The sequence below is a fragment of the Sideroxyarcus emersonii genome (assembly GCF_021654335.1).
GTDB classification, from domain to species: Bacteria; Pseudomonadota; Gammaproteobacteria; order Burkholderiales; family Gallionellaceae; genus Sideroxyarcus; species Sideroxyarcus emersonii.
This window is the reverse complement of the sequence record NZ_AP023423.1, coordinates 1,535,792-1,559,027: the sequence shown is the minus strand read 5'-3', so window position 1 is coordinate 1,559,027 and position 23,236 is coordinate 1,535,792. Positions and strand designations below refer to the sequence as shown.

Genomic DNA, 23,236 nt, shown 5'->3' with positions numbered 1-23,236 from the left:
ACAAAAGGGCCAGCGTCTGAACGCTGGCCCTTGTCAAAACTGGCTCCCCGACCTGGACTCGAACCAGGGACCTGCGGATTAACAGTCCGTCGCTCTACCGACTGAGCTATCAGGGAATTGATGAGGGCGCTATACTAATGACTGTGAGCGTTTTGGTCAATATGAGAAACGTCTTGGGGAGAAGATTTCTTATATATTTTGCTATGGCTCGCCCCCGCAGAAATCATGCGAGGCCGACAGTAGGCATATCTAACGTGGATCATGGATAAAAAAACGATATTCATCAAAACCGCCAAAGGCGAACAGGAAGGTGCAAATCTTTCGAGTGATCTGAAACGCATCCTGTCCCTCATCGACAGCAAATCCACATCAGAAGAACTGGCCAAGCGTGCGCCGCCCAGTTTACGCGCCAGCTGGGATGACATTCTCAGAGAGTTGATTGCGGGTGGATATATCCGCGACAAAAACAAGCCTCACGTCGAACCCAAGATCACCGCCCCAAAGATCTCCCCCCCGAAGATGTTCGTGCCGAAGCCGCCGGAAGATCTGGACCTCGATTTCAATACGATCAGGCCTGCGTCCGCACCGAATGCGGCCGAGCAGGCCGCCAGGCAGAAGGCTGAAGAGGCCGCGCGCGCGCGCAGCGAACTGGAAGCGGCAATGAACGCGGCAAAAATGCGCGCGAATGCCGATGCGATCGCCAAAGCCGAGGCCAAGGCGCGGCAGGAAGCAGAGATGGCTGAGCGTGCCAGGGCGGTGGCCGAAGCCAAGGCCAAGCAGGAGGCGCTCATTCGCGAGCAAGCCGAAGCAAGGGCAAAGCAGGAAGCGGCTGCGCGTATGCAGGCCCAGCAAGAGGCTGCGCGCGCCAAAGCGGCCCTGGAAGCGGCAGCCAAGGCAAAGGCCGAAGCCGAAGCGCGGGTTCGTGCCGAGATCGAAGCAGCGGCACGCGCCCAGCAGGAGGCCGAAGCGAAGGCCAAACGGGAGGCCGAGGCTGCACGTTTGAAAGCCGAACAGGAAGCGGCACGCATCAAGGCTGAGATGGAAGCGGCTGCCAAAGCCAGGGCCGAAGCGGAAGCAAAGGCCATACGCGAAGCCGAGATCGCGCGCCTGAAGGCGGAAGAGGAAGCGGCACGCATCAAGGCCGAGCTGGAAGCGGCGGCCAAAGCCAAGGCCGAAGCGGAGGCGCGGGCCAAGCGCGAAGCCGAGATCGCGCGGCTGAAGGCGGAAGAGGAAGCGGCGCGCGTCAAGGCCGAACTGGAAGCGGCGGCCAAAGCCAAGGCCGAGGCGGAAGCTGCGCGGTTGAAAGCCGAAGAAGAAGCCGCCCGCGTCAAGGCGGAACTCGAAGCGGCCAGGATTCGTGCCGAGGCGGAAGCGCAGGCATTGGCCGAAGCGCGCGCGAAACAGATCGCCGAGGAAAAGGCCAGGCAGGAAGCGGAAGCACGCCTGAAGGCCGAGCAGGAAGAGGCTCGCATCAAGGCAGAAAAAGAAGCGGCAGCCAAAGCCCAGGCCGAAGCAATTGCAAGACGCGAGGCTGAAGAAGATGCCAAACGCGCAGCCGTGCTTGCAGAACTCGAAGCTCAGGCAAAAGCCCGTGCCGCCAAGGAAGGTGAGACAACCGAGGCTCCGGCATTCGAGATCAAGCTGGATGAATTCCTCGGCCCGGCTGTACCCGAAAGCCCCGTCGTTGCTCATGTGGCGCCCCCAGAGACACCGGCGGTTGCTGAGGGCGAGGAGGCGGCACAGCAGGAGGCTGCACATCGTGCCGAGGCGGAAGCGCAAGCCAAATCGAAGGCCGAATCCGGAAAGCAGGCCAAGAAGAGTGCAGCTGCCGAGATGGAGCGACTCAAGCAGGAGGCCGAGGCGGCCCGCCACAAGGCGGATGAGGACAGACGCCGGCAGGCAGAAGAACAGGCCCTGGCGGAAGAACAGGCCCAAGCCTGGGCAGAGGCGGAACATCGTGCAAAGGCCCAAGCCATCCTCGAGGCCGAGCAGGCAGCGCAACAGGCGGCGTTGTCCCAGGCCAAGGCGACAACCAAGGCTCCTGTCGCCAGGAAGCCGCGCAAGCCGTTGCCCCTCGGCAAGATCGCCTTCAGCCTGATCGCGCTGGCCCTGCTGGTGGTCATCGTCCTGCCCTACGTCTATCCGCTCAAGGAATACATCGCTCCGCTGGAACAACGCCTTTCTGCACAGCTGAATCAGCCGGTGCATATCGGCGAGTTGAGCGCAGCATCGCTGCCTCCAAGATTGCAGCTGCGGAACGTCACGGTCGGCAATGCGCAGGAAGTGAAAGTCGGCGCTGTGGTGCTGAACTTCAATGTGTTCTCGCTGCTTTCCTCGATCAAGGTCATCAATGAGGCCGAGTTGCAGGATGTCAGCATCGAAGGGAGCGCACTGGGCAAACAGGCCGCCAGCCTGAAACTGCTGGGCGGCAACGCACAATTCCCGGTGCGGCACCTGACCTTGCAACACGTGAAGATCGTGACCGATGAGGTTGCGTTGCCCACGCTCGACGGCATCGCGGAGCTGGATGCACAGGGTGCCTTCAGCCGGGTTGCGCTGCATAGCCCGGACGACAAGTTCGGCGTCGACCTGCAAAACAGCGAAGGCCGCTGGCAGCTTGGCCTGAACCTGAAAGAAAGCAGCCTGCCGGTGTTGCCGGCAGTCGTGTTCAGCGACCTCAGCGTGAAGGGGGCCTTGGGCGACGGTGAGATCAACTTCACCGAAATGGATGCCCACATCTTCAACGGCATCCTGCTGGGCAACGCGAAATTAAGCTGGAAGAACGGCTGGCAGTTGCAAGGCAGCCTGGACGCCAAGATGTTCGATCTGGACAAGATGTTCCCGAAATTCCATGTCGAAGGCGAGATGAGCGGCGAGGCCTTGTTCTCGATGGCCGGCGCCAAACTGTCGCAGATGGACGATGCCCCGCATCTGGATGGTAACTTTACCGTCAAGAAGGGAACCGTCAATGTCGACATCGTGGAGACTGCGCGCTTGCTGAGCCGGGATAACCTGGTTGGCGGCCGTACCCATTTCGACGAAATGATCGGTCAAGTCCTGCTTGATAATCGTGTCTGCCGTATCCGCCAATTGAAGATTGTTTCGGGAATGTTGAGTTCGAACGGCTCGTTCGAGGTGAACGGAAACAACCAGCTTGTGGGGACGCTGAATGCCGAGATCAAGATGCGCGCAGGCAACAACGTGCTCACCTTGTTCGGCACACCGGCCGAGCCGAAGTTGCGCGCCGGGCGCTGATCAGCAGGTCACTTGAACAGATTGAACAGACCGGACAGCATTCCTGTGGTGCTGTCCGGTTTTTCTTCGGCCATTGGCTGAGCCGGCGTCGTTGACGCGATGGCAGGAGTTGCCGGAGCCTGCTTCCCGGAGTTCGATGGGGCAAACCCCAGCATCTCGCGCACAACATCAAGCTGTTCCGCATGGGAGGAGAGGAAGTTCTGGCATTCGCCGGGCGTGTAGCCGAGCCTGTTGGCAGCGTGCACGTTTTCCCACGCGACGAATTTTGCAGTCGTCGGCATCATCAGGTTGGCCACCGTTACCACATCCGTATAGTCTGAAGCGCCATCCACAGTCGAGCGCTGCAGATGGTTGTATTGTCCGATGACCCCCACGATCTCGGGAGGGAAATGCCAGCTCTCCAATAACTTGACGCCGATCTGCGGATGGAACTTGCGGATCAGTGCTTCCAGCGTCTGCTGCTCGAGGCGGGGATGATGGCGGTCGGCGTACAAGCAAAGCGGCAGTGCCCCTAGGCCGTGTACCAGGCCTGCCAGCATGGCCTGCTCCGGTTTCAGATGTTTTTGATGCAATGCCAGGACATAACTGTTTGCGGCGACCTCGCGGCTGTGATCCCACAATCTGTTCAATTTCTGATTGATGGCGGGACTTTGTGCCTTGAAAATATTGTTCATGGTGATGAGCATCACCATGTTGCGCAGCATGCGATAACCCAGGCGGGAGATCGCTGCACGCAGGTCTTTCACCGGTGAGCCCTTGGAGAACGCCGCGCTGTTCGCGGTCTTGATGATCTGCGCAGAGATGGCCGGGTCGGTGGAAAGCAGGCGGATGAGGGCGTCTGCCGACACGTTCGGATCGTCGATCATCTCGCGGATCTTCAGCGCGATGTCCGGCAGGGTGGGAAGCTCCAGGCGATCGCTCTCCAGAGCGGCGAAGACCTCCGCGGCGACAGCTTGTTGTTGCTCGATACTCATGCTGCTACGACAGGGCTTTGGCCATGCGCTCCAGCGCTTTTTGCAGATTATCCATCGACGTGGCGAAAGACAGGCGGATGTAGCCCTCGCTGCCGAAGGCCGATCCCGGCACCACGGCGACTCCCGCTTCCACCAGCAGGTATTCGGACAGGGCGATATCGGTCGCTTCCTTGATGGTGCCCTTCTTGTGCAGCGTGGCGATGGCCTGGCGCGCATCGGGGAATGCATAGAACGCGCCGCCGGCCATGATGCAGCTCAGGCCCGGGATCTTGTTCAGGGTGTTCACCACATACACATGGCGCTCGCGGAAGGCCTTCAGCATCGGCGCGATGCAGCCCTGGTCGCCGTTCAGCGCAGCTTCCGCCGCTACCTGCGAGATCGAGGTCGGGTTGGAAGTGCTTTGCGACTGCACATTCTCCATCGCGGTGATGATGTTCTCGGGACCCGCCGCGTAACCGATGCGCCAGCCGGTCATCGCATAGGCCTTGGACACGCCGTTCAGCACCATGGTGCGCGGGTACAGATCGGGACAGGCGTTCAGGATGTTGGCAAACTTCGCATCGGTCAGGGCGATGTGCTCGTACATGTCGTCGGTGGAGATGAGGATGTTCGGATGCTTGCGCAATACCTCACCCAGCGCTTTCAGGTCTTCCATCGAATAGACCGCGCCGGACGGGTTGCTCGGGCTGTTGATCACCACCATTTTAGTTTTTGGCGTGATGGCGGCCGCCAGTTGTGCCGGCGTCATCTTGAAGCCCTGCTCGATGCCGGCCTGTACGATCACCGGCTTGCCTTCGGCGATGAGCACGATATCCGGATACGAAACCCAATATGGCGCGGGGATGATCACCTCGTCGCCGGGATTGATGGTGGCAAGCACAAGGTTAAAGAAACTCTGTTTGCCGCCGCAGGAGACCAGGATCTGCTTTGGCGTGTAGTCCAGTCCGTTGTCGCGCTTGAACTTGGCGATGATCGCTGCCTTGAGCGATGGCGTGCCGCCGACGGCGGTGTACTTGGTGAATCCTTTGTTGATCGCCGCGATGGCGGCGTCCTTGATGTGCTGCGGCGTATCGAAATCCGGTTCGCCCGCGCCCAGTCCGATGATGTCCTTGCCTTCCGCCTTGAGCTTGGCCGCTCGGGCAGTCACGGCAAGAGTGGGGGAGGGTTTGATGGCTTGTACGCGGGTGGAGAGAGACACGATTATTCCTTGGGGTTGAACGATAGTGCGAATTATACCCTCAGCGGGGCAAGAATGAATCGGGAGGGGGCCGATGCCTATGCGCAGGCTACCTGGTTCCTGCCTTGCTGCTTCGCAAGATACAGCGCTTTGTCTGCTTCGCGAACCAGGAGCATTTCCGTCTGTTGGCTATCCGGGATCACAGAAACCACCCCGGCACTAACGGTTATTCTTTTTGCTTCGCGATGGTACATGTCGAGTTCTTCGATTTTTTGTCTGACCGCCTCTGCGATTTTGGCAGCGGCCTCAAGGCCGGTGCTGCCCAGCAGCAGGCCGAACTCCTCGCCGCCATACCGCACCGCAAGGTCGCTGGGCCTGCCGGCAAACGCCTGCAGGACCTGGCCAACCCTGACCAGGCATTGATCGCCGGCAAGATGTCCCAGTTCATCGTTGTAATCCTTGAAGTGATCGAGATCGAACATGACAAAACTGAGCGGCGACCGGCTGCGAATGCCGCGCCGCCATTCGTTGTTCAGGAACTGGTTGAAATGACGCCGATTGGCCAGCCCGGTGAGCGGGTCATGCAGCGACAGGTATTCGACCTGTTCCTCGGCCAGCTTGCGTTGGGTGATGTTGTGGTGGGAGATCACGAACAGGTTGCCCGGATCGCCTTGCAGCGGCGCAGCCCGCATCATGAACCAGCGTTTTTCCGCAGGGCTGTGGCAGGGATATTCGAAGTGGAAGGAAGCGCGCTCGCCGGCCAATACGTCGCGAATCCCTTCTGCGGCTTCGCCGGCAAGGCTGTCGCCGCCGGAGCCGGACATGTTGCAGACCCCCAGATAGTTGCTGCCCGTGCCGGCAGAAGCGGAAGCCAGCCCGTTTTCGAGCCCGAAGGTTGTCCAGGCAAGATTGACGTAAACGATGGTGCCTTCGCGGTCGATCACGGCGATCTGCTCTTCGAGCGAATCGAGCAGCAATGCGTGCAGTGCGGCCTGATCAGGCAAGGCTGCACCCCCGACTGCGGGAAAAGGCACCCTCAAGCGGCGGACAAAAAGTCTTCATGGGTGCATCGTGCCGTGAACCCGGCGTGTTGGCAATCCAATCTTTGTCCGTACAATGCGTGACTGACAAGCACATTTCCACTTTTTCAGACCATGAGACTCGGCATAGACCTCGGCGGCACCAAGATAGAGATCATCGCGCTCGACGATGCCGGCCGCGAATTGCTGCGCCGCCGCGTGCCCACGCCCAAGGGTGATTACTACGAAACCTTGCAGACCATCACCCAGCTGGTGCGCGATGCCGAAGCCGAACTGGGGCAGCAGGGCTCGCTCGGCATCGGCACGCCCGGTGCGCTCTCGCGGGCTACCGGCCTGCTGAAGAATTCCAATTCGGTCGTGCTCAACGGCCAGCCCATCCTGCAGGATCTCGAATCCCTGTTGCAACGCAAGGTGCAGATCAGCAACGACGCCAACTGCTTCGCGCTGTCCGAAGCGACGGACGGCGCGGCGGCAGGGGCGGAGGTCGTGTTCGGCGTGATTCTCGGCACCGGCGTCGGCGCGGGTATCGTCGTCAACGGCCATGTTCTCACCGGTCCCAACGGCATCGCCGGCGAGTGGGGCCACAACCCGCTGCCCTGGCCGCAGGCGGAGGAACTTCCCGGTCCGCCATGCTATTGCGGCAAGCACGGCTGCATCGAGACCTTCCTCTCCGGGCCGGGCATGGCGAAGCTGCACCAGATCGAAACGGGCGTATCGCTGGGTTCAGAAGAGATCATGGTGCGTGCAGGGCGGGGCGATGTCGCCTGCGAGCGCAGCATGCAACTCTACGAGAACCGCCTTGTACGTTCCCTCGCACACGTCATCAATATCCTCGACCCGGACGTCATCGTGCTGGGCGGCGGCATGTCCAACATCGAGCGGCTGTATGCGAATGTGCCGAAGCTATGGGGCAACTGGGTGTTCTCGGACAGGGTGGATACCAGGCTGGTGAAGCACCGCTTCGGCGACTCAAGCGGCGTGCGCGGCGCGGCGTGGCTATAGTCGTCCTGTCTCCATCCATGAATCCCGATCTGAGAGAGAAAGCGGAACATGCGGTTGCGTGATGCAAAGAACATTCCTCTGGCGCTATTGTCCAGCTTGTTCAGCAGCGGCAAGGGCGAGCATGCGCTGGACGAGGCAACCTGGCAGGCGGTCATGGGGCTGCCGCTGTTCGACGGGCTGGAGGTCGCAGAGCGGGCGCGGCTGCGCGAACTGGCGATGCAGTTGCTGGCCGACAAGGCGTTCTCCGGGGCCGGCGGGATCGAGGTGGACGACGGCATGGCTACCGCCATCGCCGCCTTCGCGGCACTGCCGGTGCTGAACATCGGCTACGACTGGTACGAAGGCTGGCGCGAGATTGTGGTCTATCCGGGCGAGTTTATTTACGACGGCGAGCAGATGGACGAGGCCGGCGTCGTCCACCATGTCCGCCATGTGCGCAGCGGCGAAGCGATGCAGGGCGGCCCGATGGTGCTGTCGTGGGAGGACGTGGAACACTCCGGGCAAGGCGAGGGCTTCAACGTCGTGATCCACGAATTCGCCCACAAGCTGGACATGAAGAACGGTGACGCCAACGGCCGGCCGCCGCTGCATTCCGGCATCGACCCGGCAGAATGGGCGCGCGAATTTCAAACTGCCTACGACGACCTCTGCCACCGCGTGGACGACGGCGAAGATACGGTGATCGACCCGTACGCCACCGAGAGCCCGGCCGAGTTCTTTGCGGTGCTCACCGAATATTTCTTCGAGGCGTCTGACCTGCTGAAGCTGGAGTATCCGGCGGTGTATGGGTTATTGGCGCGCTTCTATCGGCAGGACCCGCTGGCACGACTATCGCAGGGGACGGGGCTGTAGTCCCATATGTCTGGATGTCATGCCTCCGATTTTCGGCAGATGAAATCATGGGCAGGAAACGGCTAGAATGCTAATGCTTCCAGACTCGGCGAACATAAACTTACTCCAGCAAAGGAAGATCATGACCAAGTTATCGATTCCCATCGCAGCTCTCTCTTTCGTGGCTGTGGTTTCGGCCGCCCATGCCGATCCGCAGAAACTCGCCGAAGAGAAGCAATGCCTCATCTGCCACTCGGTGGATAACAAGATCGGCAGGGCAACCGGGTTCAAGACGATCGCGCAGAAATACAGCGGCAAAGCCGATGCCGAAGCGAACCTGGTGCAAATGATCAAGAAAGGCGGCGTGGGTCACTGGGGTTATGTCCCGATGCCACCTGCAGGGTGGAAGCGCCCCGACGTGTCCGAGGCCGAGGCGAAGGAACTGGTGGACTGGATACTCGCGCTGCATTGATCAGAGGCGGTTGTCGCGCACTCGTGCGCATCTGCACTTAGTTAAGCTGCCTGCAAGCCGCACCCAAAGGCGATCTGCAAGCATATATGCCGAAGATCGCCGTCTTTCCTTGTTGCTAGACGATATGTCATGAAGATTCCCGTTCCTGCTTGCTTGCGGCGAGGGTGTATTTTCGAAAGCGATCTTTCGCGGTCAGGCCCTGTTCGTCCGCAGCCAGGCGATGACATTGTCCGCGTTCTCGTTCGGCGGAAAGACCGGATAGAACACTTTGCGTATCCTTCCATCTTCGATGATGAGCGTAAGCCGTTTGATCAGGCGTAACGAGTTGTATTCGAAAGTCGGCAGGTGCAAGGCGCTCGTCAATTCAAAGGCACTATCGCTCAACAACTCGAAAGGCAGGTGCAGGCGCTGCACCGCTTCCTTCTGGTCTTCCTGCGCTTGCGCACTCACGCCATACACCGTGGCCCCCAATCCGCGCAGCTCGGCATGATGATCGCGGAAAGCACAGGTTTGCGGCGTGCATCCACGCGCCCCCGGAATCTCGTTCCAGCCGATCATCGGCGGTGCATCCGGCCTGCCGGTCATGGGGTAGAAATAGGCAACGACCATTCCGCTTTCCGAACCGAGGTCGACTGTGCGGCCAGACGTACTTGCCAAGGAGATGGAGGGCATTTGCATGCCATGCAAATGGGCACACGCACCGTCATCCTGGGGAACGGGCAGGTCGTCTGGCAGTACGTGAAGGTTTTTCATATTTATTTTTTTCGAGGCTAGCATAATGACTGACATACTATTGTGAACCCCTTTAATTCTTTAATTGGGTTTTCTAATTGGGGAAGCGCAGTTAGGTGTGAGAATCGTCTGGCTGGACATGGTAATCATCCCATTTCCCGTTCCAAGTGAACTGAACACGAATGAATACGGGCTTCACGTTTTCTCCTGATACCTGCACTGTTAATCGGAAGGTGCCTTTGTCGTGAAGAAAACCGACATATCTATGTGGTAAGGGTTTTATTTCGAGTCGGTAATTATCTGAAATGCTGCGTACGGAAACGACGTCAATAAATTGCGCTACTCCGTTTGGTATGTCTACCGATTCGTATGCTTTTTCTTCGCGGCAAGACCATGCGAGGGGAATGCTGTCGCAGTAAATGGTCGGCTCAAAAGCGCCGTTGGTTTGTTTCTTTTCAATTCCAACGAGATATGCACGACATTCTTTCGCCATTGGTCGCGCATCGTTAATGACCCTAATTCTTACGTACTCTGCCTCATGGTTGCTATGGATAGGAACTGCCGAAATTTCTGGATCACGAAATGTCGCCGTTTCAGGCGTGCGCGTTCTGTAATCTAAGCTGTCTTCGAAGCTAAGAATGAGTTTAGGGCTAAAAATCCACCGCCGGAGCGGTTCCGCAAATATCGCAGATGCAAAACCAATCGCGCCGGCTATTACAAGTGATGACAATTCTGTGGACATAGCGACGCCTTTTGTTCACGCCTAACAATTAGGTTTAGACAGCCTATTTATTGAGCGGGCATGCTACCTATTTACGGTGGCATTGTCACTTTGTGAATGACTCAGAGATTTTCATTGGTTTGGCAATCCACCCATTCCCCGTACAATACGCGGCTGACCATGAAAACCATCACCTTTCCCAACAGCCCGTACCTGCTGCACCTGCCGTTCGACCCGGCGGGCGACCAGCCCACGGCCATCGCGCAGCTGGTGGAAGGCATCAATGACGGGCTGGCGTACCAGACGCTGCTGGGGGTGACCGGTTCCGGCAAGACCTTCACCATGGCCAACGTGATCGCGCGCACCGGGCGGCCGGCCATCGTGATGGCGCCGAACAAGACGCTGGCGGCGCAGTTGTATTCCGAGATGCGCGAGTTCTTCCCCGAGAACGCGGTGGAGTATTTCGTTTCCTATTACGACTATTACCAGCCCGAGGCCTATGTGCCGTCGCGCGATGTGTATATCGAGAAGGATTCCAGCATCAACGAACAGATCGAGCAGATGCGCCTGTCCGCGACCAAGTCCATGCTGGAGCGACAGGACTGTGTGATCGTTGCCACCGTCTCGGCCATCTACGGTATCGGCGATCCGGTGGATTACCACGGCATGATCCTGCACCTGCGCGAGAACGAGAAGATGGCGCAGCGCGACGTGATCCAGCGCCTGGTGGCGATGCAGTACGAGCGCAACGACATCGATTTCAACCGCGGCCACTTCCGCGTGCGCGGCGATGTGATCGACATCTTCCCTGCGGAAAGCAGCGAGAACGCGCTGCGCGTGACGCTGTTCGACGACGAGGTGGAATCGCTGTCGTTATTCGATCCGCTCACCGGCCACATCCAGACGCGTTTGCCGCGCTACACCGTTTATCCTTCCAGCCATTACGTGACGCCGCGCGAAACAACCTTGAAGGCGATCGAAACCATCAAGGTGGAGCTGGCCGAGCGCATTGCGTTCTTCATCGCCGAAAACAAGCTGGTGGAAGCGCAGCGCATCGAGCAGCGCACGCGCCACGACTTGGAGATGCTGGCCGAGATCGGCTTCACCAAGGGCATCGAGAACTATTCGCGTCACCTGTCCGGGCGCAAGGCCGGCGATCCGCCGCCGACGCTGATGGATTACCTGCCGCCGAACGCGCTGATGATCATCGACGAGAGCCACGTCACCATCCCGCAGATCGGCGGCATGTACAAGGGCGACCGGGCGCGCAAGGAGAATCTGGTCAACTACGGCTTCCGCCTGCCGTCCGCGCTGGACAACCGCCCGCTGCGTTTCGACGAGTTCGAGAAGATCATGCGCCAGACGGTATTCGTCTCCGCCACGCCTTCCACCTACGAGGCCGAGCATCAGGGCCAAGTGGTGGAGCAGGTGGTGCGCCCGACCGGCCTGATCGACCCGACCATCGATGTGCGTCCCGCCACCAACCAGGTGGATGACCTGATGTCCGAAGTGACCTTGCGCACCAACGTGGGCGAGCGCGTGCTGGTCACCACGCTGACCAAGCGCATGGCCGAAGACCTCACCGAATACTTCTCCGAGCACGGCATCAAGGTGCGCTACCTGCACTCCGACATCGAAACCGTGGAGCGCGTGGAGATCATCCGCGACCTGCGCCTGGGCATGTTCGACGTGCTGGTGGGCATCAACCTGCTGCGCGAAGGTCTGGATATTCCCGAAGTGTCGCTGGTGGCGATCCTGGATGCGGACAAGGAAGGCTTCCTGCGCTCCGAACGTTCGCTGATTCAGACCATCGGCCGCGCGGCGCGTCACCTGCACGGCACCGCCATCCTGTATGCCGACCGCATCACCGACTCGATGCGCAAGGCCATCGACGAGACCGACCGCCGCCGCGCCAAGCAGGTGGCCTACAACGAGGCCAACGGCATCACGCCGCAGTCCGTGATCAAGCGAATCAAGGACATCATCGACACCGAATACGACATGGATGGCGAACGCCATGCACTGAAGCTGGCACAGACCGAGGCCAAGTATCTGGCGATGAGCGAGAAGGAAGTGTCGAAGGAGATCGCGCGGCTGGAGAAGGAGATGCTGCAGGCCGCGAAGAATCTGGAGTTCGAAAGGGCCGCGCAGCTGCGCGACCAGTTGAAGAAGCTGCGCGAAAGCGTGTTCCAGTCGCCGTTGTGATTAAGGGATGGCACATATTTCGTGCCGAATTGTTCGAGGTTTACTGCATATGAAGGTCAAGGTCTTATTCGTTTGCATGGGCAACATCTGCCGCTCGCCCACGGCCGAGGCGGTGTTCCGCCATTATGTCGAGCAGGAGGGACTGGCCGGGCATATCGACATCGATTCGGCCGGCACGCACGATTACCACATCGGCGAGGCACCGGATGCGCGGACGCAGCGGGCGGCAAGGCAGCGCGGCTATGACATGAGCAGCCTGCGTGGGCGTCAGGTTGAGGCGGGGGACTTCAGGCGCTTCGATTATGTGCTGGCGATGGACGAGGCGAACCTCGATATCCTCAAACGCTTGCGTCCGCAAGATGCGACGGGCCATCTGGGCCTGTTCCTGGAGTTCGCCCGGCGCCATGACGAGCGCGAGGTTCCCGATCCGTATTTTGGCGGGGCGGATGGTTTCGAGCACGTGCTGGACCTGGTCGAGGATGCGGCGAACGGCTTGTTGCAGCACGTGCGCCAGCGCGATCTGCAGGTTTCATCCTGACGGCAGGTAGTTCGATCCAAATAAAAAAGCGCACGGCATGCCGTGCGCTTTTTGTTATCCGCCTGCGCGATCAGTTGCGCGTTTGCGTTTCCACCTGTTGCAACGGTTCGTTGTTTTCGATGGTATAGACCTCGCGTGGACGCTGGCGACGGCGCGGTGCATGTCCGTGGCTCTCCGGCACAGGGGCGATGCTGGCCGCCTTGTTCGGATCGGTCTCGATCATGGTCAGGCCGCTGTTGCTCAGGTCGATCGGGGCGGCGACCGGTGCAACGGCTGCTGCCGCTGCCTGGACGGGTTGCGCCACGGTCTGGGTCGGGTAGCACACCACTTCGGTCGGCTTCGCTCTCTTCATCGATTCCGGGTAGGCGATGTATTCGGTCGGCTTGGCGCGGGTGGCTGGAACCGGCGCGGCTGCGACAGCCTGTTCGCTCACCTGGGCCTCGCCATTGCCACCGGCCGGGGCCACACCTTGCTGCTCGCGACGCTCGCGCTCGCGACGGCCGCCGCGGCGACCGCGCTTGCGGCCCTCGCGGTTGCCATTCCCGCTGCCTTCTTCGCCCTGTTCACCCGCTGCGAGCGGCTTGGGCGTTTCCAGTACCGGTTTTTCCGCGTTGGCCGGGCGAGGCTGGCGCGGCTGCTGTTGCTGGCGCTCGCCGCGATTCTCTGCCTGGGCCTTGTCGCCGCGCGGAGCTTCTTCGCGCTCGCGGCGCGGTTTGTTGCCTCCTTCGCCGCGCTCACCACGTTCTGCCCGCTCGCGGCGCGGTTTGTTGCCGCCTTCGCCGCGCTCGCCACGTTCCCCGCGCTCGCGGCGCTGGTTGTTGCGACTGCCCTTGGCGGGTGCCGCGGGTTTCTCGGGTTCGCTTTCACCGCCCAGCGACTTGAACCAGCCGAACAGTCCGCCGAGCAGGGAGGTCTTCTTCTCCACCTTGACTTCATGCTTGGGAGCCGGTTGTGCCGGGGTGATGCCGCGCACCGCAGCTTGCGGGCGCTGTGCCTTGATCTCTTGGGCAGTGGGCGTAGTCGCCGGCTTGGTTTCTTCCGGTTTTTCCACCAGCTTGTAGCTGGCTTGCAGGTGGTCGGCAGTGATGTCGTCCTGGCGCAGGCGGTTCACGCTGTAGTGCGGCGTTTCCATATGCGGATTGGGGATGATGGTGACGCCGACCTTGAAGCGCGATTCGATGCGATGGATGTCGTTGCGCTTTTCGTTGAGCAGGAAGGTGGCTACGTCCACCGGCACCTGTGCATGGATGGCGGCGCTGCTGTCCTTCATTGCTTCTTCCTGGATGATGCGCAGGATGTTCAGCGCGGACGATTCCGTGCCGCGGATATGGCCGATGCCGTTGCAGCGCGGGCAGGTGGTGTGGTTGCTTTCTTCCAGGCTGGGTGCCAGGCGCTGGCGCGACAGCTCCAGCAGGCCGAAACGCGAGATCTTGGCAGTCTGGATGCGGGCACGGTCGAAGTGCAGGGCGTCGCGCAGGCGGTTCTCCACTTCGCGCTGGTTCTTGCTCGATTCCATGTCGATGAAGTCGATGACGATGAGGCCGCCCAGGTCGCGCAGGCGCAACTGTCGGGCAATCTCGTCGGCCGCTTCCAGGTTGGTGTTGTAGGCGGTGGTTTCGATGTCGCCGCCGCGCGTCGAACGTGCGGAGTTGATGTCGATCGCGGTCAGGGCTTCGGTATGGTCGATCACGATGGCGCCGCCGGAAGGCAGGTTCACCTGGCGTGCATGGGCGGACTCGATCTGGTGCTCGATCTGGAAGCGCGAGAACAGCGGTACATCGTCGTGGTAGCGCTTGATGCGGTCGACATGGTCCGGCATCACCGTGCCCATGAAGGCTTGCGCCTGCTGGAAGATGTCATCGGTGTCGATCAGGATCTCGCCGATCTCCGGGTTGAAGTAGTCGCGGATGGCGCGCACGACCAGGCTGCTTTCCAAGTAGATCAGCGACGGGGCTTTTTCTGCTTTGGCGGCGCCTTCGATGGCGTCCCACAGTTGCTTGAGGTAATCCAGGTCCCACTGCAGCTCTTCCAGGTTGCGGCCGATGCCGGCGGTGCGGGCGATGATGCTCATGCCATGAGGCACTTCCATCTGCGCCAGCACGTCGCGCAATTCGTTGCGGTCCTCGCCTTCGATACGGCGAGAAACACCGCCGCCGTTGGGGTTGTTTGGCATCAGCACGATGTAACGGCCGGCCAGACTTATATATGTGGTGAGGGCGGCGCCCTTGTTGCCGCGCTCGTCTTTTTCCACCTGAACCAGCAGTTCCTGGCCTTCTTTCAGCGCTTCCTTGATGGAAGAACGGCTGCCGGCGCCGGGCTGGTAATACTGGGGGGAGACTTCCTTGAAGGGGAGGAAACCGTGGCGGGTACCGCCGTATTCCACGAAACAGGCTTCGAGGCTGGGCTCGATGCGGGTGATGATGGCTTTGTAGATGTTGCTTTTGCGCTGCTCTTTGCCGGCGGTTTCAATGTCGAGGTCGATGAGTTTCTGACCGTCCACAATGGCGACGCGGAGTTCTTCCGGCTGCGTCGCATTGAATAACATGCGTTTCATATTTTTCTCCCGCGCTCTGACACGGGCAGGACAAAGCTACGCGCCGCTTAGCGCGCGAGAATGAGGGTCGTGCAAACTGCCAATGAGTTGTGGTGACGACGATGTTTCAAAGTTCTTCTTCTCGTTGTTTAGCTTGTCTGTAGCTGTATGCCGCCTGAATAAGGGGGCAGCACACCAAAATCTATCTGCTTTCGTGCTTAGAGCGCGCAAATCAATTACCATCACTGCTTGTCTCCGGTGAGTGAGATAACCGGGCGGGGCTGCTTCGTAGGCGGCTTGATTGCCTGCCTTAGGTTGGACGGGGGAAAATGATCATCCCGTTTCACGAAGGCGCACACGCGAGGCGCGAAGTATATTCAAAATGAATGGTTTAAGCAAAGACTCTGTCAGCTGGCTGGAAATAGACGAGGGCAGCGACGGGCAGCGTATCGATAACTTCCTGTTCCGCCACCTGAAAGGCGTACCCAAGAGCCATGTCTATCGCATCCTGCGGGGGGAGGTCCGGGTCAACAAGAAGCGTGTGGACCAGACCTACCGGCTGCAGACGGGCGATATCCTGCGTATTCCCCCTATTCGCGTAGCGGAAAAGCCGGAAAGCGAATACGTTCCGGCCACCGAATTCCCCGTTTTGTACGAAGACGAAGCACTGATCGCCATCAATAAACCGTCCGGGACGGCGGTACATGGCGGCAGCGGGGTGAGTTTCGGGGTCATCGAGCAACTGCGCAGCGCGCGGCCGCAAGCCAAGTTCCTGGAACTGGTACACCGGCTGGACCGCGAGACATCGGGCGTGCTGCTGGTGGCCAAGAAGCGTTCGGCGCTGACCGGACTGCACGAGATCATGCGCGAGGGCAACAGCGACAAGCGCTATTTTGCCCTGGTGCTGGGGCAGTGGAAGAACGCCAAACAGCATGTGAAGCTGCCGCTGCACAAATTCGACACGCCGCAGGGCGAGAAGCGGGTGATGGTGCGCGAAGACGGGCAGGCCTCGCATACGATCTTTACCTTGCAGAAGGGCTGGCCGGAATTCACTTTGCTGGAAGCGCAGCTGAAGACCGGACGCACCCACCAGATCCGCGTGCACCTGTCGCATCTCGGCTTCCCCATTGCTGGCGACGACAAATACGGCGATTTCGCACGCAACAAGGAACTGGCGAAGCGCGGCCTGAAACGTATGTTTTTGCATGCGCATTCCATCTCCTTCAACCATCCGCTGACCGGCGAGCCGCTCAGCATCGTGGCACCGTTGCCGCCCGAACTGCAGAGTTTCCTCGTCAAGCTGGATGCCGCAACCGCTTAAGTTTCGGGCGGGTTTTGCCGATAATTGCAGTACCGGCCATGATGGCCAAGGAGGATGCCATGCGCTACGTGCCCAGCCTGCCGCCAGTGACGACGAGTCCGAACACCCGCCAGGTGAAGGGGCTGTCAGCGGCTCAGGCCGTGAAGCCGGTGAGCCCGCGCGAGCAGCCTGAATCCTACGTCGCACCGCAGGCGGTGCATCAGGCGGTAGCCGGCGTGCAGCAACAGCCGCTTCGCCGGGCTTCGCCCTTCGAGGATCGCCGCAAGGCTTGCCGCCGCGTCAGTCACCAGCCCGTTCTGGTCGAGCTGCGTTCAGGGATAGACCGTCGCCGCCATAATATGCGCGAGGGCGACATGGTCGAGCATATCGACGAACAGGCCTAGCGCTTCCTGGCCAGGAAAACGGTCACTTCTTCACGGTCGTGGTAGAGCTGCTTGGCTTCCAGCCGGTAGCGCAAGCCTTTTGCGTTGATGGCGGTACGGATGCCATTGAGCGCTTCATGCAGGGCGGCGACGCGTTTCTTCATCGGCAGCTTGAGGTTGAACACGGCGCGCTGTGTCAGGCCGTTGACGAACCATTCCGTCATCAATGCCGCGACCCTTTGCGGCTGCTCCACCATGTCGCACACCAGCCAGTCGACAGGGCGCTGGGGGCGGAAACGGAAACCGTCCTGACGCAGATGCCTGATGGACGGGTGACCAGCCGCAGCGCCCTTGAGCGGACCGTTGTCCACCGCGACGACTTTCAGGCCGCGTTGCACCAGTTGCCAGGTCCAGCCACCGGGCGCGGCGCCCAGATCCACGGCAGTCATGCCCGGTTTCAGCCATGATGCCTGTTCCTTCCGGTCGAGGAAGACCTCGAACGCTTCCGCGAGCTTGAGGTAGGAACGGCTCGGCGCATCGCCGGCCATGCTCACCCGCTGGATGCCATTCAGTGCGGCCGAGCTGTTGAGCGGATCGCTGGTGGCGATCAGGGCACGCTGGCTGTCGGGAAAGAAGACATGCAGGCGCGGTAACGCGGGGTCGTCCACCAGGCGGGAGCTTTTGCGCAACGGGTCTTCCAGCAACGGCTGGAAGCGTCGCGTGAAACCGGAGAGCGTCTTGCCCTCGTTGGTATCCGGCACTTCCAGGTACAGCGCGCCGAACTTTTCCGGCGTGGCGGGTATCGCTGCCAGCAGCGGGCTCAGGCGGTCGCGCTCCGGCAATTCGCGCACTTCCGTATGCAGGCGCAGCAACTGGCGTGCAAAGGCCAGTTGCCGGTAAGCCAGGTTCGGCTTGCCCTGCAGCACGACATAGCCGCTGTTGTCCTCGGTTTCAATGGGTTTGGCCTGGGTTTCTTCCACGCAATCGCGTTCGAAACCGGGGCGGCAGTAGATCAGCCAACTGGGTAGGGTACTCATGGCGCGGCATGGTATGGGTTGTCTAAAGCATGGGCAAGCGAAATGGTAGAATTCACGTCCACATTATTTTGGCGGTATGGATGACAAAACGTTATGACTTGATCGTGTTCGACTGGGACGGTACGGTAATGGACTCCACGGCCATTATCGCCGGTTCGATCCAGGCAGCGTGCCGCGATCTGAAATTGCCGGTGCCGGATGAAGAAACGGCGCGCCACGTGATCGGGCTCGGGCTGATGCAGGCCCTGCGCCATGCGGTCCCCGATGCCCCGGAAGAGATGTACGAACCGCTGACGCAGCGTTACCGGCATCATTTCCTGTCGCAGAACGAATCGATCCCCTTGTTCGACCAGGCGCGCGAGACCATCGCCGAGTTGCACGATGCCGGATACCGGCTGGCGGTCGCGACGGGCAAGAATCGCAACGGACTGGATCACGCGCTGGAATCGACCGGCATGGGGGAATACTTCCATGCAACGCGCACGGCGGACCGGACCTTTTCCAAACCGCATCCGGCCATGCTGCTGGAGATCATGGATGAACTGGATGTGTCGCCGGAGCGCACCCTGATGGTCGGCGATACCACGCACGACCTGCAGATGGCGATCAATGCCGGGGTCGATGCGATCGGTGTAACACATGGCGCCCATCCCGAGGATCAGTTGCGCGAATTGAAGCCGATTGCCCTGCTGGACGATTTTGCCGGGTTGCGCGCATGGTTCAGGGCCAACGCCTGAAAAATTTAGTGAAGGAGTGAAACGATATGTCAGAAGAAAACAATAACAGCTGGGAACGCGGCGTGCTGGAAAAGCTGGCGCTGTCGGCCATTCAGGAGCAGCGCCGTGCGCGGCACTGGGGCATCTTCTTCAAGGTGCTGACCTTCGGTTACCTGTTCTTCCTGCTCTACCTGGTCATGAACTGGAGCGGCGACAAGGTCGATGGTTCGCTGACCGGCAAACATACGGCACTGATCGAGCTGACCGGAGTGATCTCGGCCGACAGCAATGCGAATGCCGACAACCTGATCGGCAGCCTGCAGGATGCGTTCAAGGACAAGAACACGGCGGGCGTGCTGCTGCGCTGCAACAGCCCCGGCGGCAGCCCGGTGCAGGCCGGGCTGGTGAACGACGAGATTCGCCGCCAGCGGACCCTGCATCCCGATATCCCGCTGTATGTGGTGGTTGAGGACATGTGTGCTTCCGGCGGCTATTACATTGCGGCGGCAGCGGACAAGATCTTCGTCAACAAGGCCAGCATCGTGGGTTCCATCGGCGTGCTGATGGATGGCTTCGGCTTCACCGGTACCATGCAGAAGCTCGGCGTGGAGCGTCGCCTGATGACGGCGGGCGAGAACAAGGGGTTCATGGATCCTTTCTCGCCGCGCAATCCCAAGCATGAGGAATTTACCCGCAACATGCTGGAAGACATCCACATGCAGTTCATCGATGTGGTGAAGCAGGGCCGCGGCAAGCGCCTGAAGGAGACGCCGGAAACCTTCAGCGGCCTGTTCTGGACCGGCGACAAGGCCATCCAGATGGGATTGGCAGACGACATCGGCAGTGTGGATTCGGTGGCGCGCGATGTGATCAAGGCGGAAAACGTCGTCGACTTCACCACCCATGAAGGATTGGCTGACCGTCTGGCCAAGAAGTTCGGTGCGGGCGTGGCGAGCGCCTTCCCGGGTTTCGGTGCCCAGATGGGCGGCGTCACGCTACGCTAAGGCAGCGAGCAATGCATCGAGGCTGGTGATCGGCGGCAGGCATTGCGTGCCGCGACACAGCCAGGCAGCGGCGCGGGCGTGGTCGGGCTTGTCCAGCGGCGGCGGCAAGTCTGCCTCATCCCCCGTCAGCACGATGCACATCAATCCAGGCCGATATGCGGCCGCTACAGCCGCCCGCCAGGCGGCTGTTTCTTTTTCCGCGCCGCGCAATACCAGCAAGGAGGGCGGTTGCACGGCGGCCCCAAGGGCGGTGCACAGGCTGCTGAAATGACCGGCGGCCCGTTGCATGAGCGGGAAGAACAGTTTCAGGCAGCGTTCCGCCGCATCCGCATAGCGCATGTCGCCGGTCAGTTCCGCCAGTTGCAGCAGGGCCTGGGCAGCGATGCCGTTGCCGGACGGCGTGGCGTTGTCCTGTCCGGTCTTGTTGCGCTGGATCAGCGCTTCGTGGTCATGGCTGGTGAAGAAGAAGCCGCCGTTGTCGCGGTCTTCGAAACGCGTCAGCAGCGCATCGGCGAGCTGCATGGCAAAGCCCATATCGGCGGGACGATATTCACTCTGCATCAGCTCCAGCGCCGCATTGAGCAGGTAGGCATGGTCGTCGAGGTAGGCGTTCAGGTGGGTCTTGCCATCCTTGTGCGTCGCCAGCAGCCTGCCGTCCTGCCACAGGGTGGCATGCACGAAATCCATCGCCCGCTGCGCCGAATGCAACCAGTCTGCGCGCCGGAAGACGCGTGCGGCTTTGGCCATGCCGGCAATCATCAGGCCATTCCAGCTGCCGAGTATCTTTTCGTCGCGACCGGGACGGATGCGTTGCTCGCGCGCGGCAAACAGTTTCGCCTGTGCCGAAGCGAGCAACGAGGCTGCCTGCTCGTTGTCCAGGTGCAGCTGCTGCGCGATCTCGCCCAAGGGCCGGGTCACGCGCAGGTTCCAGGCGTGGTTCTCGAAGTTGGGCGTGCTGTCCAGGCCGTAGTAAGGCTGGACGAGCGCGTATTCGTCTGCACTCAACAGGGCGCGGATGTCGTTGCGCTGCCAGACGTAGAACTTGCCTTCCTCATGCTCGGAGTCGGCATCCAGCGAGGCGTAATAACCGCCGTGCGGCGACTGCATCTCGCGCATCACCCAGCCGGTCGTCTGTTCCACGATATGGGCGAAGAACGGATCGTTGCTGCTCAGCCACGCATCGCAATACAGGCCGAGCAACAGGCCGTTGTCGTAGAGCATCTTCTCGAAATGCGGGATATTCCACTCCGCATCCACGCTGTAGCGGCAGAAGCCGCCGCCAAGCTGGTCGTACAGGCCGCCCAGCGCCATCTGCCGCAGGGTGAACAGGGCCGTATGGCGGGTCCGGTCATCTTGCCTGGCCTGTGCCTGACGCAGCAGCAGGTCCAGTTCCGCGGGATGCAGGAACTTGGGGGCGCCGCCGAAGCCGCCGTTCACGGGGTCGAAATCCTGGTTGTGCTGCTGCACCGCCAGGTCGATTGGAGCTGCGTCGAGTGCGATGTCCGTCGCGCTTTTCTCAGGCTGCCATGTGGCGAGCTGGGCGATGAGCTGTTTGCTTTGTGCGGCAAGCTCGTTGCGGTTCTCTTTGTAGGCTGCAGCGACCCTCGACAGCAGGTCTGGAAAGCCTGGCAAGCCATAGCGCGCCTGCTTGGGGAAATAGGTGCCACTGTAGAACGGGGTGCCGTCCGGCGCCAGGAACATGGTCAGTGGCCAGCCGCCGCCGCGGCGCGAGAGCAGGTGATGCGCATTCTGGTAGATCTGGTCGAGGTCGGGGCGTTCTTCCCTGTCCACCTTGATGTTGATGAACAACTCGTTCATCACGGCAGCGACGGATTCGTCCTCAAACGATTCGTGCGCCATCACATGGCACCAGTGGCAGGCCGAGTAGCCGATGGAGAGCAGGATGGGCTTGTCCTGTTCGCGCGCGAGTCGCAGCGTCTCGGCATTCCACGGATGCCAATCCACCGGATTGTCGGCGTGCTGCAGCAGGTAGGGGCTTGTTTCGTGCGTGAGGTGATTGGGCATCAGTCGAGTAGGGGCATCAGTGAGCGCAGGATATGGCGCATGATACCCGGTTGTGCCTCGGCATTCGGATGCAGATTGTCGGCCTGGAACTGTTCCGGCAAAACCCCTTCCAGCATGAAGGGGACCAGCGTGATATCGTGCTTTTTCGCCAGTCTCGGATAGAGGGTGCGGAATCGCCTGGTGTAATCGGGACCATAGTTCGGCGGCAGCTGGATGCCGAGCAGCAGCACCCTGGCATTGGCTTTTTGCGTCTGTCCGATGATCTTGTCCAGGTTCTTTTCCGTTTCGGCCAGATTGGTGCCGCGCAGTCCGTCGTTTGCCCCCAGCTCGACGATCACGATCTCGGGATGATGTTCCTGCAAGGCCTTGCCGATGCGGCGCAGTCCGCCTGCCGTCGTTTCACCGCTGATGCTCGCATTCACCACCTCGAACTGCGGGTGTTTTTTCTTCAGTTCCTGCTGCAATAAATTCACCCATGAATCGTCCCGCGCAATTCCATAGCCGGCTGATAAACTGTCGCCGAACACCAGGATGTTCTTCGCCGCAGAAGCGGGCTGGGACAGCGCAAACGCAGCGATCAGCAAAACGATTTTCAGGAAGGTCTTCATGGCGTCGATTGTGCAAGCAGTAGGGCTCACCAAGCAAGTTTTAAGTGGCGACCAGCCGCTCACTATCCTGCACGATGTCACCTTCGACGTGGCTGCGGGCGAAAGCTTGGCTATCGTCGGTGCGTCGGGTTCCGGCAAATCCACCCTGCTCGGGCTGCTGGCCGGGCTGGATGTCCCGACCGGCGGCAGGGTAGTGCTGCACGGTGCCGACCTGTTCGCGCTGGACGAGGACGGCCGCGCCCGCCTGCGCGGCGAACTGGCAGGCTTCGTGTTCCAGTCGTTCCAGCTGCTGCCGGCGCTGAACGCGCTGGAGAACGTCATGCTGCCGCTGGAACTGGCCGGCGCCAGGGATGCGCGCCAGCGTGCCGAGATGTCGTTGCGGCAGGTCGGTCTTGCTGCGCGCATGCATCATGTGCCCAAGCACCTCTCGGGCGGCGAACAGCAGCGCGTTGCGCTGGCCCGTGCGTTCGTCACCCGGCCCAAGATTCTTTTTGCCGACGAGCCGACCGGCAACCTCGATGCCGCCACCGGCGCGCAAGTCATCGAGCTGATGCTGGAACTCAATCGTGCGCAGGGCACGACACTGATTCTGGTCACGCACGATGAGGCGCTGGCGCGACGTTGCGGCAAGCAGCTGCGGTTGGCGGCAGGGCGGGTGGTGGAATGAAGGTTTTTTGTATTGC

At 60.7% G+C, this 23,236-nt stretch carries 20 protein-coding genes and 1 tRNA gene; 11 read left to right on the top strand and 10 right to left on the bottom strand.

Annotated elements, in window-relative coordinates:
* Positions 1 to 40: 40 nt before the first annotated feature.
* A tRNA-Asn gene (locus L6418_RS07610) sits at positions 41 to 116 on the bottom strand.
* Positions 117 to 261: 145 nt separating this feature from the next.
* On the opposite strand from L6418_RS07610, the gene L6418_RS07605 reads away from it, so the two are divergent.
* Positions 262 to 3,255: an AsmA-like C-terminal region-containing protein gene (locus tag L6418_RS07605; protein WP_237246325.1), complete on the top strand. Its 2,994-nt coding sequence runs from the start codon at positions 262 to 264 to the stop codon at positions 3,253 to 3,255.
* An 8-nt stretch (positions 3,256 to 3,263) separates the two neighbouring features.
* Here the strand turns inward: L6418_RS07605 and L6418_RS07600 are convergent, their stop codons facing one another.
* The 3 genes from L6418_RS07600 to L6418_RS07590 form a co-directional block, all read right to left on the bottom strand.
* Complete coding sequence (locus tag L6418_RS07600) at positions 3,264 to 4,229, bottom strand: HDOD domain-containing protein (protein WP_237246324.1); 966 nt, start codon at positions 4,227 to 4,229, stop codon at positions 3,264 to 3,266.
* 4 nt (positions 4,230 to 4,233) lie between these two features.
* A complete protein-coding gene (locus L6418_RS07595; RefSeq protein ID WP_237246323.1) occupies positions 4,234 to 5,427 on the bottom strand; it encodes a pyridoxal phosphate-dependent aminotransferase in 1,194 nt (397 codons plus the stop codon).
* 77 nt (positions 5,428 to 5,504) lie between these two features.
* Entirely contained in the window at positions 5,505 to 6,410 is a 906-nt protein-coding gene (locus L6418_RS07590; RefSeq protein WP_237246322.1) for a sensor domain-containing diguanylate cyclase, read from the bottom strand.
* 150 nt (positions 6,411 to 6,560) lie between these two features.
* Here L6418_RS07590 and L6418_RS07585 point away from each other — a divergent pair, with 150 nt between their 5' ends.
* From L6418_RS07585 to L6418_RS07575, 3 genes are all read left to right on the top strand, one after another.
* Entirely contained in the window at positions 6,561 to 7,448 is an 888-nt protein-coding gene (locus L6418_RS07585) for an ROK family protein (protein WP_237246321.1), read from the top strand.
* A gap of 48 nt (positions 7,449 to 7,496) precedes the next feature.
* A complete protein-coding gene (locus L6418_RS07580) occupies positions 7,497 to 8,300 on the top strand; it encodes a zinc-dependent peptidase (RefSeq protein WP_237246320.1) in 804 nt (267 codons plus the stop codon).
* 121 nt (positions 8,301 to 8,421) lie between these two features.
* Positions 8,422 to 8,751 carry a c-type cytochrome gene (locus tag L6418_RS07575; protein WP_237246319.1) on the top strand — a complete coding sequence of 110 codons (330 nt, stop codon included), beginning with the start codon at positions 8,422 to 8,424 and terminating at the stop codon, positions 8,749 to 8,751.
* A 192-nt stretch (positions 8,752 to 8,943) separates the two neighbouring features.
* Here L6418_RS07575 and L6418_RS07570 read toward each other — a convergent pair whose 3' ends face one another.
* Both L6418_RS07570 and L6418_RS07565 read right to left on the bottom strand, forming a co-directional pair.
* Positions 8,944 to 9,504, bottom strand: coding sequence for a peroxiredoxin (locus tag L6418_RS07570; RefSeq protein WP_237246318.1), 561 nt, complete (start codon positions 9,502 to 9,504; stop codon positions 8,944 to 8,946).
* Between the two features lie 91 nt (positions 9,505 to 9,595).
* Positions 9,596 to 10,225, bottom strand: a complete 630-nt coding sequence (locus L6418_RS07565; protein ID WP_237246317.1) for a hypothetical protein — start codon at positions 10,223 to 10,225, stop codon at positions 9,596 to 9,598.
* A gap of 159 nt (positions 10,226 to 10,384) precedes the next feature.
* On the opposite strand from L6418_RS07565, the gene uvrB reads away from it, so the two are divergent.
* A complete protein-coding gene (gene uvrB, locus L6418_RS07560) occupies positions 10,385 to 12,409 on the top strand; it encodes an excinuclease ABC subunit UvrB (protein ID WP_237246316.1) in 2,025 nt (674 codons plus the stop codon).
* A 49-nt stretch (positions 12,410 to 12,458) separates the two neighbouring features.
* Entirely contained in the window at positions 12,459 to 12,947 is a 489-nt protein-coding gene (locus L6418_RS07555; RefSeq protein ID WP_237246315.1) for a low molecular weight protein-tyrosine-phosphatase, read from the top strand.
* Positions 12,948 to 13,017: 70 nt separating this feature from the next.
* On the opposite strand, the gene L6418_RS07550 is transcribed toward L6418_RS07555, so the two are convergent.
* Complete coding sequence (locus tag L6418_RS07550) at positions 13,018 to 15,501, bottom strand: Rne/Rng family ribonuclease (protein ID WP_237246314.1); 2,484 nt, start codon at positions 15,499 to 15,501, stop codon at positions 13,018 to 13,020.
* A gap of 361 nt (positions 15,502 to 15,862) precedes the next feature.
* On the opposite strand from L6418_RS07550, the gene L6418_RS07545 reads away from it, so the two are divergent.
* Entirely contained in the window at positions 15,863 to 16,801 is a 939-nt protein-coding gene (locus tag L6418_RS07545) for an RluA family pseudouridine synthase (protein ID WP_237246313.1), read from the top strand.
* A 14-nt stretch (positions 16,802 to 16,815) separates the two neighbouring features.
* Entirely contained in the window at positions 16,816 to 17,184 is a 369-nt protein-coding gene (locus L6418_RS07540; RefSeq protein ID WP_237246312.1) for a hypothetical protein, read from the top strand.
* Here the strand turns inward: L6418_RS07540 and rlmM are convergent.
* Positions 17,181 to 18,200: a 23S rRNA (cytidine(2498)-2'-O)-methyltransferase RlmM gene (gene rlmM / locus L6418_RS07535; RefSeq protein WP_237246311.1), complete on the bottom strand. Its 1,020-nt coding sequence runs from the start codon at positions 18,198 to 18,200 to the stop codon at positions 17,181 to 17,183. The genes L6418_RS07540 and rlmM overlap by 4 nt on opposite strands.
* A gap of 80 nt (positions 18,201 to 18,280) precedes the next feature.
* Here rlmM and L6418_RS07530 point away from each other — a divergent pair, with 80 nt between their 5' ends.
* Complete coding sequence (locus tag L6418_RS07530) at positions 18,281 to 18,937, top strand: HAD family hydrolase (protein WP_237246310.1); 657 nt, start codon at positions 18,281 to 18,283, stop codon at positions 18,935 to 18,937.
* A gap of 26 nt (positions 18,938 to 18,963) precedes the next feature.
* Positions 18,964 to 19,920, top strand: a complete 957-nt coding sequence (locus tag L6418_RS07525) for a S49 family peptidase (RefSeq protein ID WP_237246309.1) — start codon at positions 18,964 to 18,966, stop codon at positions 19,918 to 19,920.
* On the opposite strand, the gene L6418_RS07520 is transcribed toward L6418_RS07525, so the two are convergent.
* Positions 19,912 to 21,945, bottom strand: a complete 2,034-nt coding sequence (locus L6418_RS07520) for a thioredoxin domain-containing protein (RefSeq protein WP_237246308.1) — start codon at positions 21,943 to 21,945, stop codon at positions 19,912 to 19,914. The two genes, L6418_RS07525 and L6418_RS07520, sit on opposite strands and share 9 nt — an antisense overlap.
* Positions 21,945 to 22,553 carry an arylesterase gene (locus L6418_RS07515; RefSeq protein ID WP_237246307.1) on the bottom strand — a complete coding sequence of 203 codons (609 nt, stop codon included), beginning with the start codon at positions 22,551 to 22,553 and terminating at the stop codon, positions 21,945 to 21,947. The genes L6418_RS07520 and L6418_RS07515 overlap by 1 nt, the downstream gene beginning before the upstream one ends.
* On the opposite strand from L6418_RS07515, the gene L6418_RS07510 reads away from it, so the two are divergent.
* Complete coding sequence (locus L6418_RS07510; RefSeq protein WP_237246306.1) at positions 22,552 to 23,220, top strand: ABC transporter ATP-binding protein; 669 nt, start codon at positions 22,552 to 22,554, stop codon at positions 23,218 to 23,220. The genes L6418_RS07515 and L6418_RS07510 overlap by 2 nt on opposite strands.
* Positions 23,221 to 23,236: the final 16 nt, after the last annotated feature.

What these genes read in the sequence shown, in the direction of transcription:
- L6418_RS07605 (WP_237246325.1), top strand. Translation starts at nt 262, where the DNA reads ATGGATAAAAAAACGATATTCATCAAAACCGCCAAAGGCGAACAGGAA.
- L6418_RS07600 (WP_237246324.1), bottom strand. Translation starts at nt 4,229, where the DNA reads ATGAGTATCGAGCAACAACAAGCTGTCGCCGCGGAGGTCTTCGCCGCT.
- L6418_RS07585 (WP_237246321.1), top strand. Translation starts at nt 6,561, where the DNA reads ATGAGACTCGGCATAGACCTCGGCGGCACCAAGATAGAGATCATCGCG.
- L6418_RS07580 (WP_237246320.1), top strand. Translation starts at nt 7,497, where the DNA reads ATGCGGTTGCGTGATGCAAAGAACATTCCTCTGGCGCTATTGTCCAGC.
- L6418_RS07575 (WP_237246319.1), top strand. Translation starts at nt 8,422, where the DNA reads ATGACCAAGTTATCGATTCCCATCGCAGCTCTCTCTTTCGTGGCTGTG.
- L6418_RS07570 (WP_237246318.1), bottom strand. Translation starts at nt 9,504, where the DNA reads ATGAAAAACCTTCACGTACTGCCAGACGACCTGCCCGTTCCCCAGGAT.
- L6418_RS07565 (WP_237246317.1), bottom strand. Translation starts at nt 10,225, where the DNA reads ATGTCCACAGAATTGTCATCACTTGTAATAGCCGGCGCGATTGGTTTT.
- uvrB (WP_237246316.1), top strand. Translation starts at nt 10,385, where the DNA reads ATGAAAACCATCACCTTTCCCAACAGCCCGTACCTGCTGCACCTGCCG.
- L6418_RS07555 (WP_237246315.1), top strand. Translation starts at nt 12,459, where the DNA reads ATGAAGGTCAAGGTCTTATTCGTTTGCATGGGCAACATCTGCCGCTCG.
- L6418_RS07550 (WP_237246314.1), bottom strand. Translation starts at nt 15,501, where the DNA reads ATGAAACGCATGTTATTCAATGCGACGCAGCCGGAAGAACTCCGCGTC.
- L6418_RS07545 (WP_237246313.1), top strand. Translation starts at nt 15,863, where the DNA reads ATGAATGGTTTAAGCAAAGACTCTGTCAGCTGGCTGGAAATAGACGAG.
- rlmM (WP_237246311.1), bottom strand. Translation starts at nt 18,200, where the DNA reads ATGAGTACCCTACCCAGTTGGCTGATCTACTGCCGCCCCGGTTTCGAA.
- L6418_RS07530 (WP_237246310.1), top strand. Translation starts at nt 18,281, where the DNA reads ATGACAAAACGTTATGACTTGATCGTGTTCGACTGGGACGGTACGGTA.
- L6418_RS07525 (WP_237246309.1), top strand. Translation starts at nt 18,964, where the DNA reads ATGTCAGAAGAAAACAATAACAGCTGGGAACGCGGCGTGCTGGAAAAG.
- L6418_RS07520 (WP_237246308.1), bottom strand. Translation starts at nt 21,945, where the DNA reads ATGCCCAATCACCTCACGCACGAAACAAGCCCCTACCTGCTGCAGCAC.
- L6418_RS07510 (WP_237246306.1), top strand. Translation starts at nt 22,552, where the DNA reads ATGGCGTCGATTGTGCAAGCAGTAGGGCTCACCAAGCAAGTTTTAAGT.
- L6418_RS07515 (WP_237246307.1), bottom strand. Translation starts at nt 22,553, where the DNA reads ATGAAGACCTTCCTGAAAATCGTTTTGCTGATCGCTGCGTTTGCGCTG.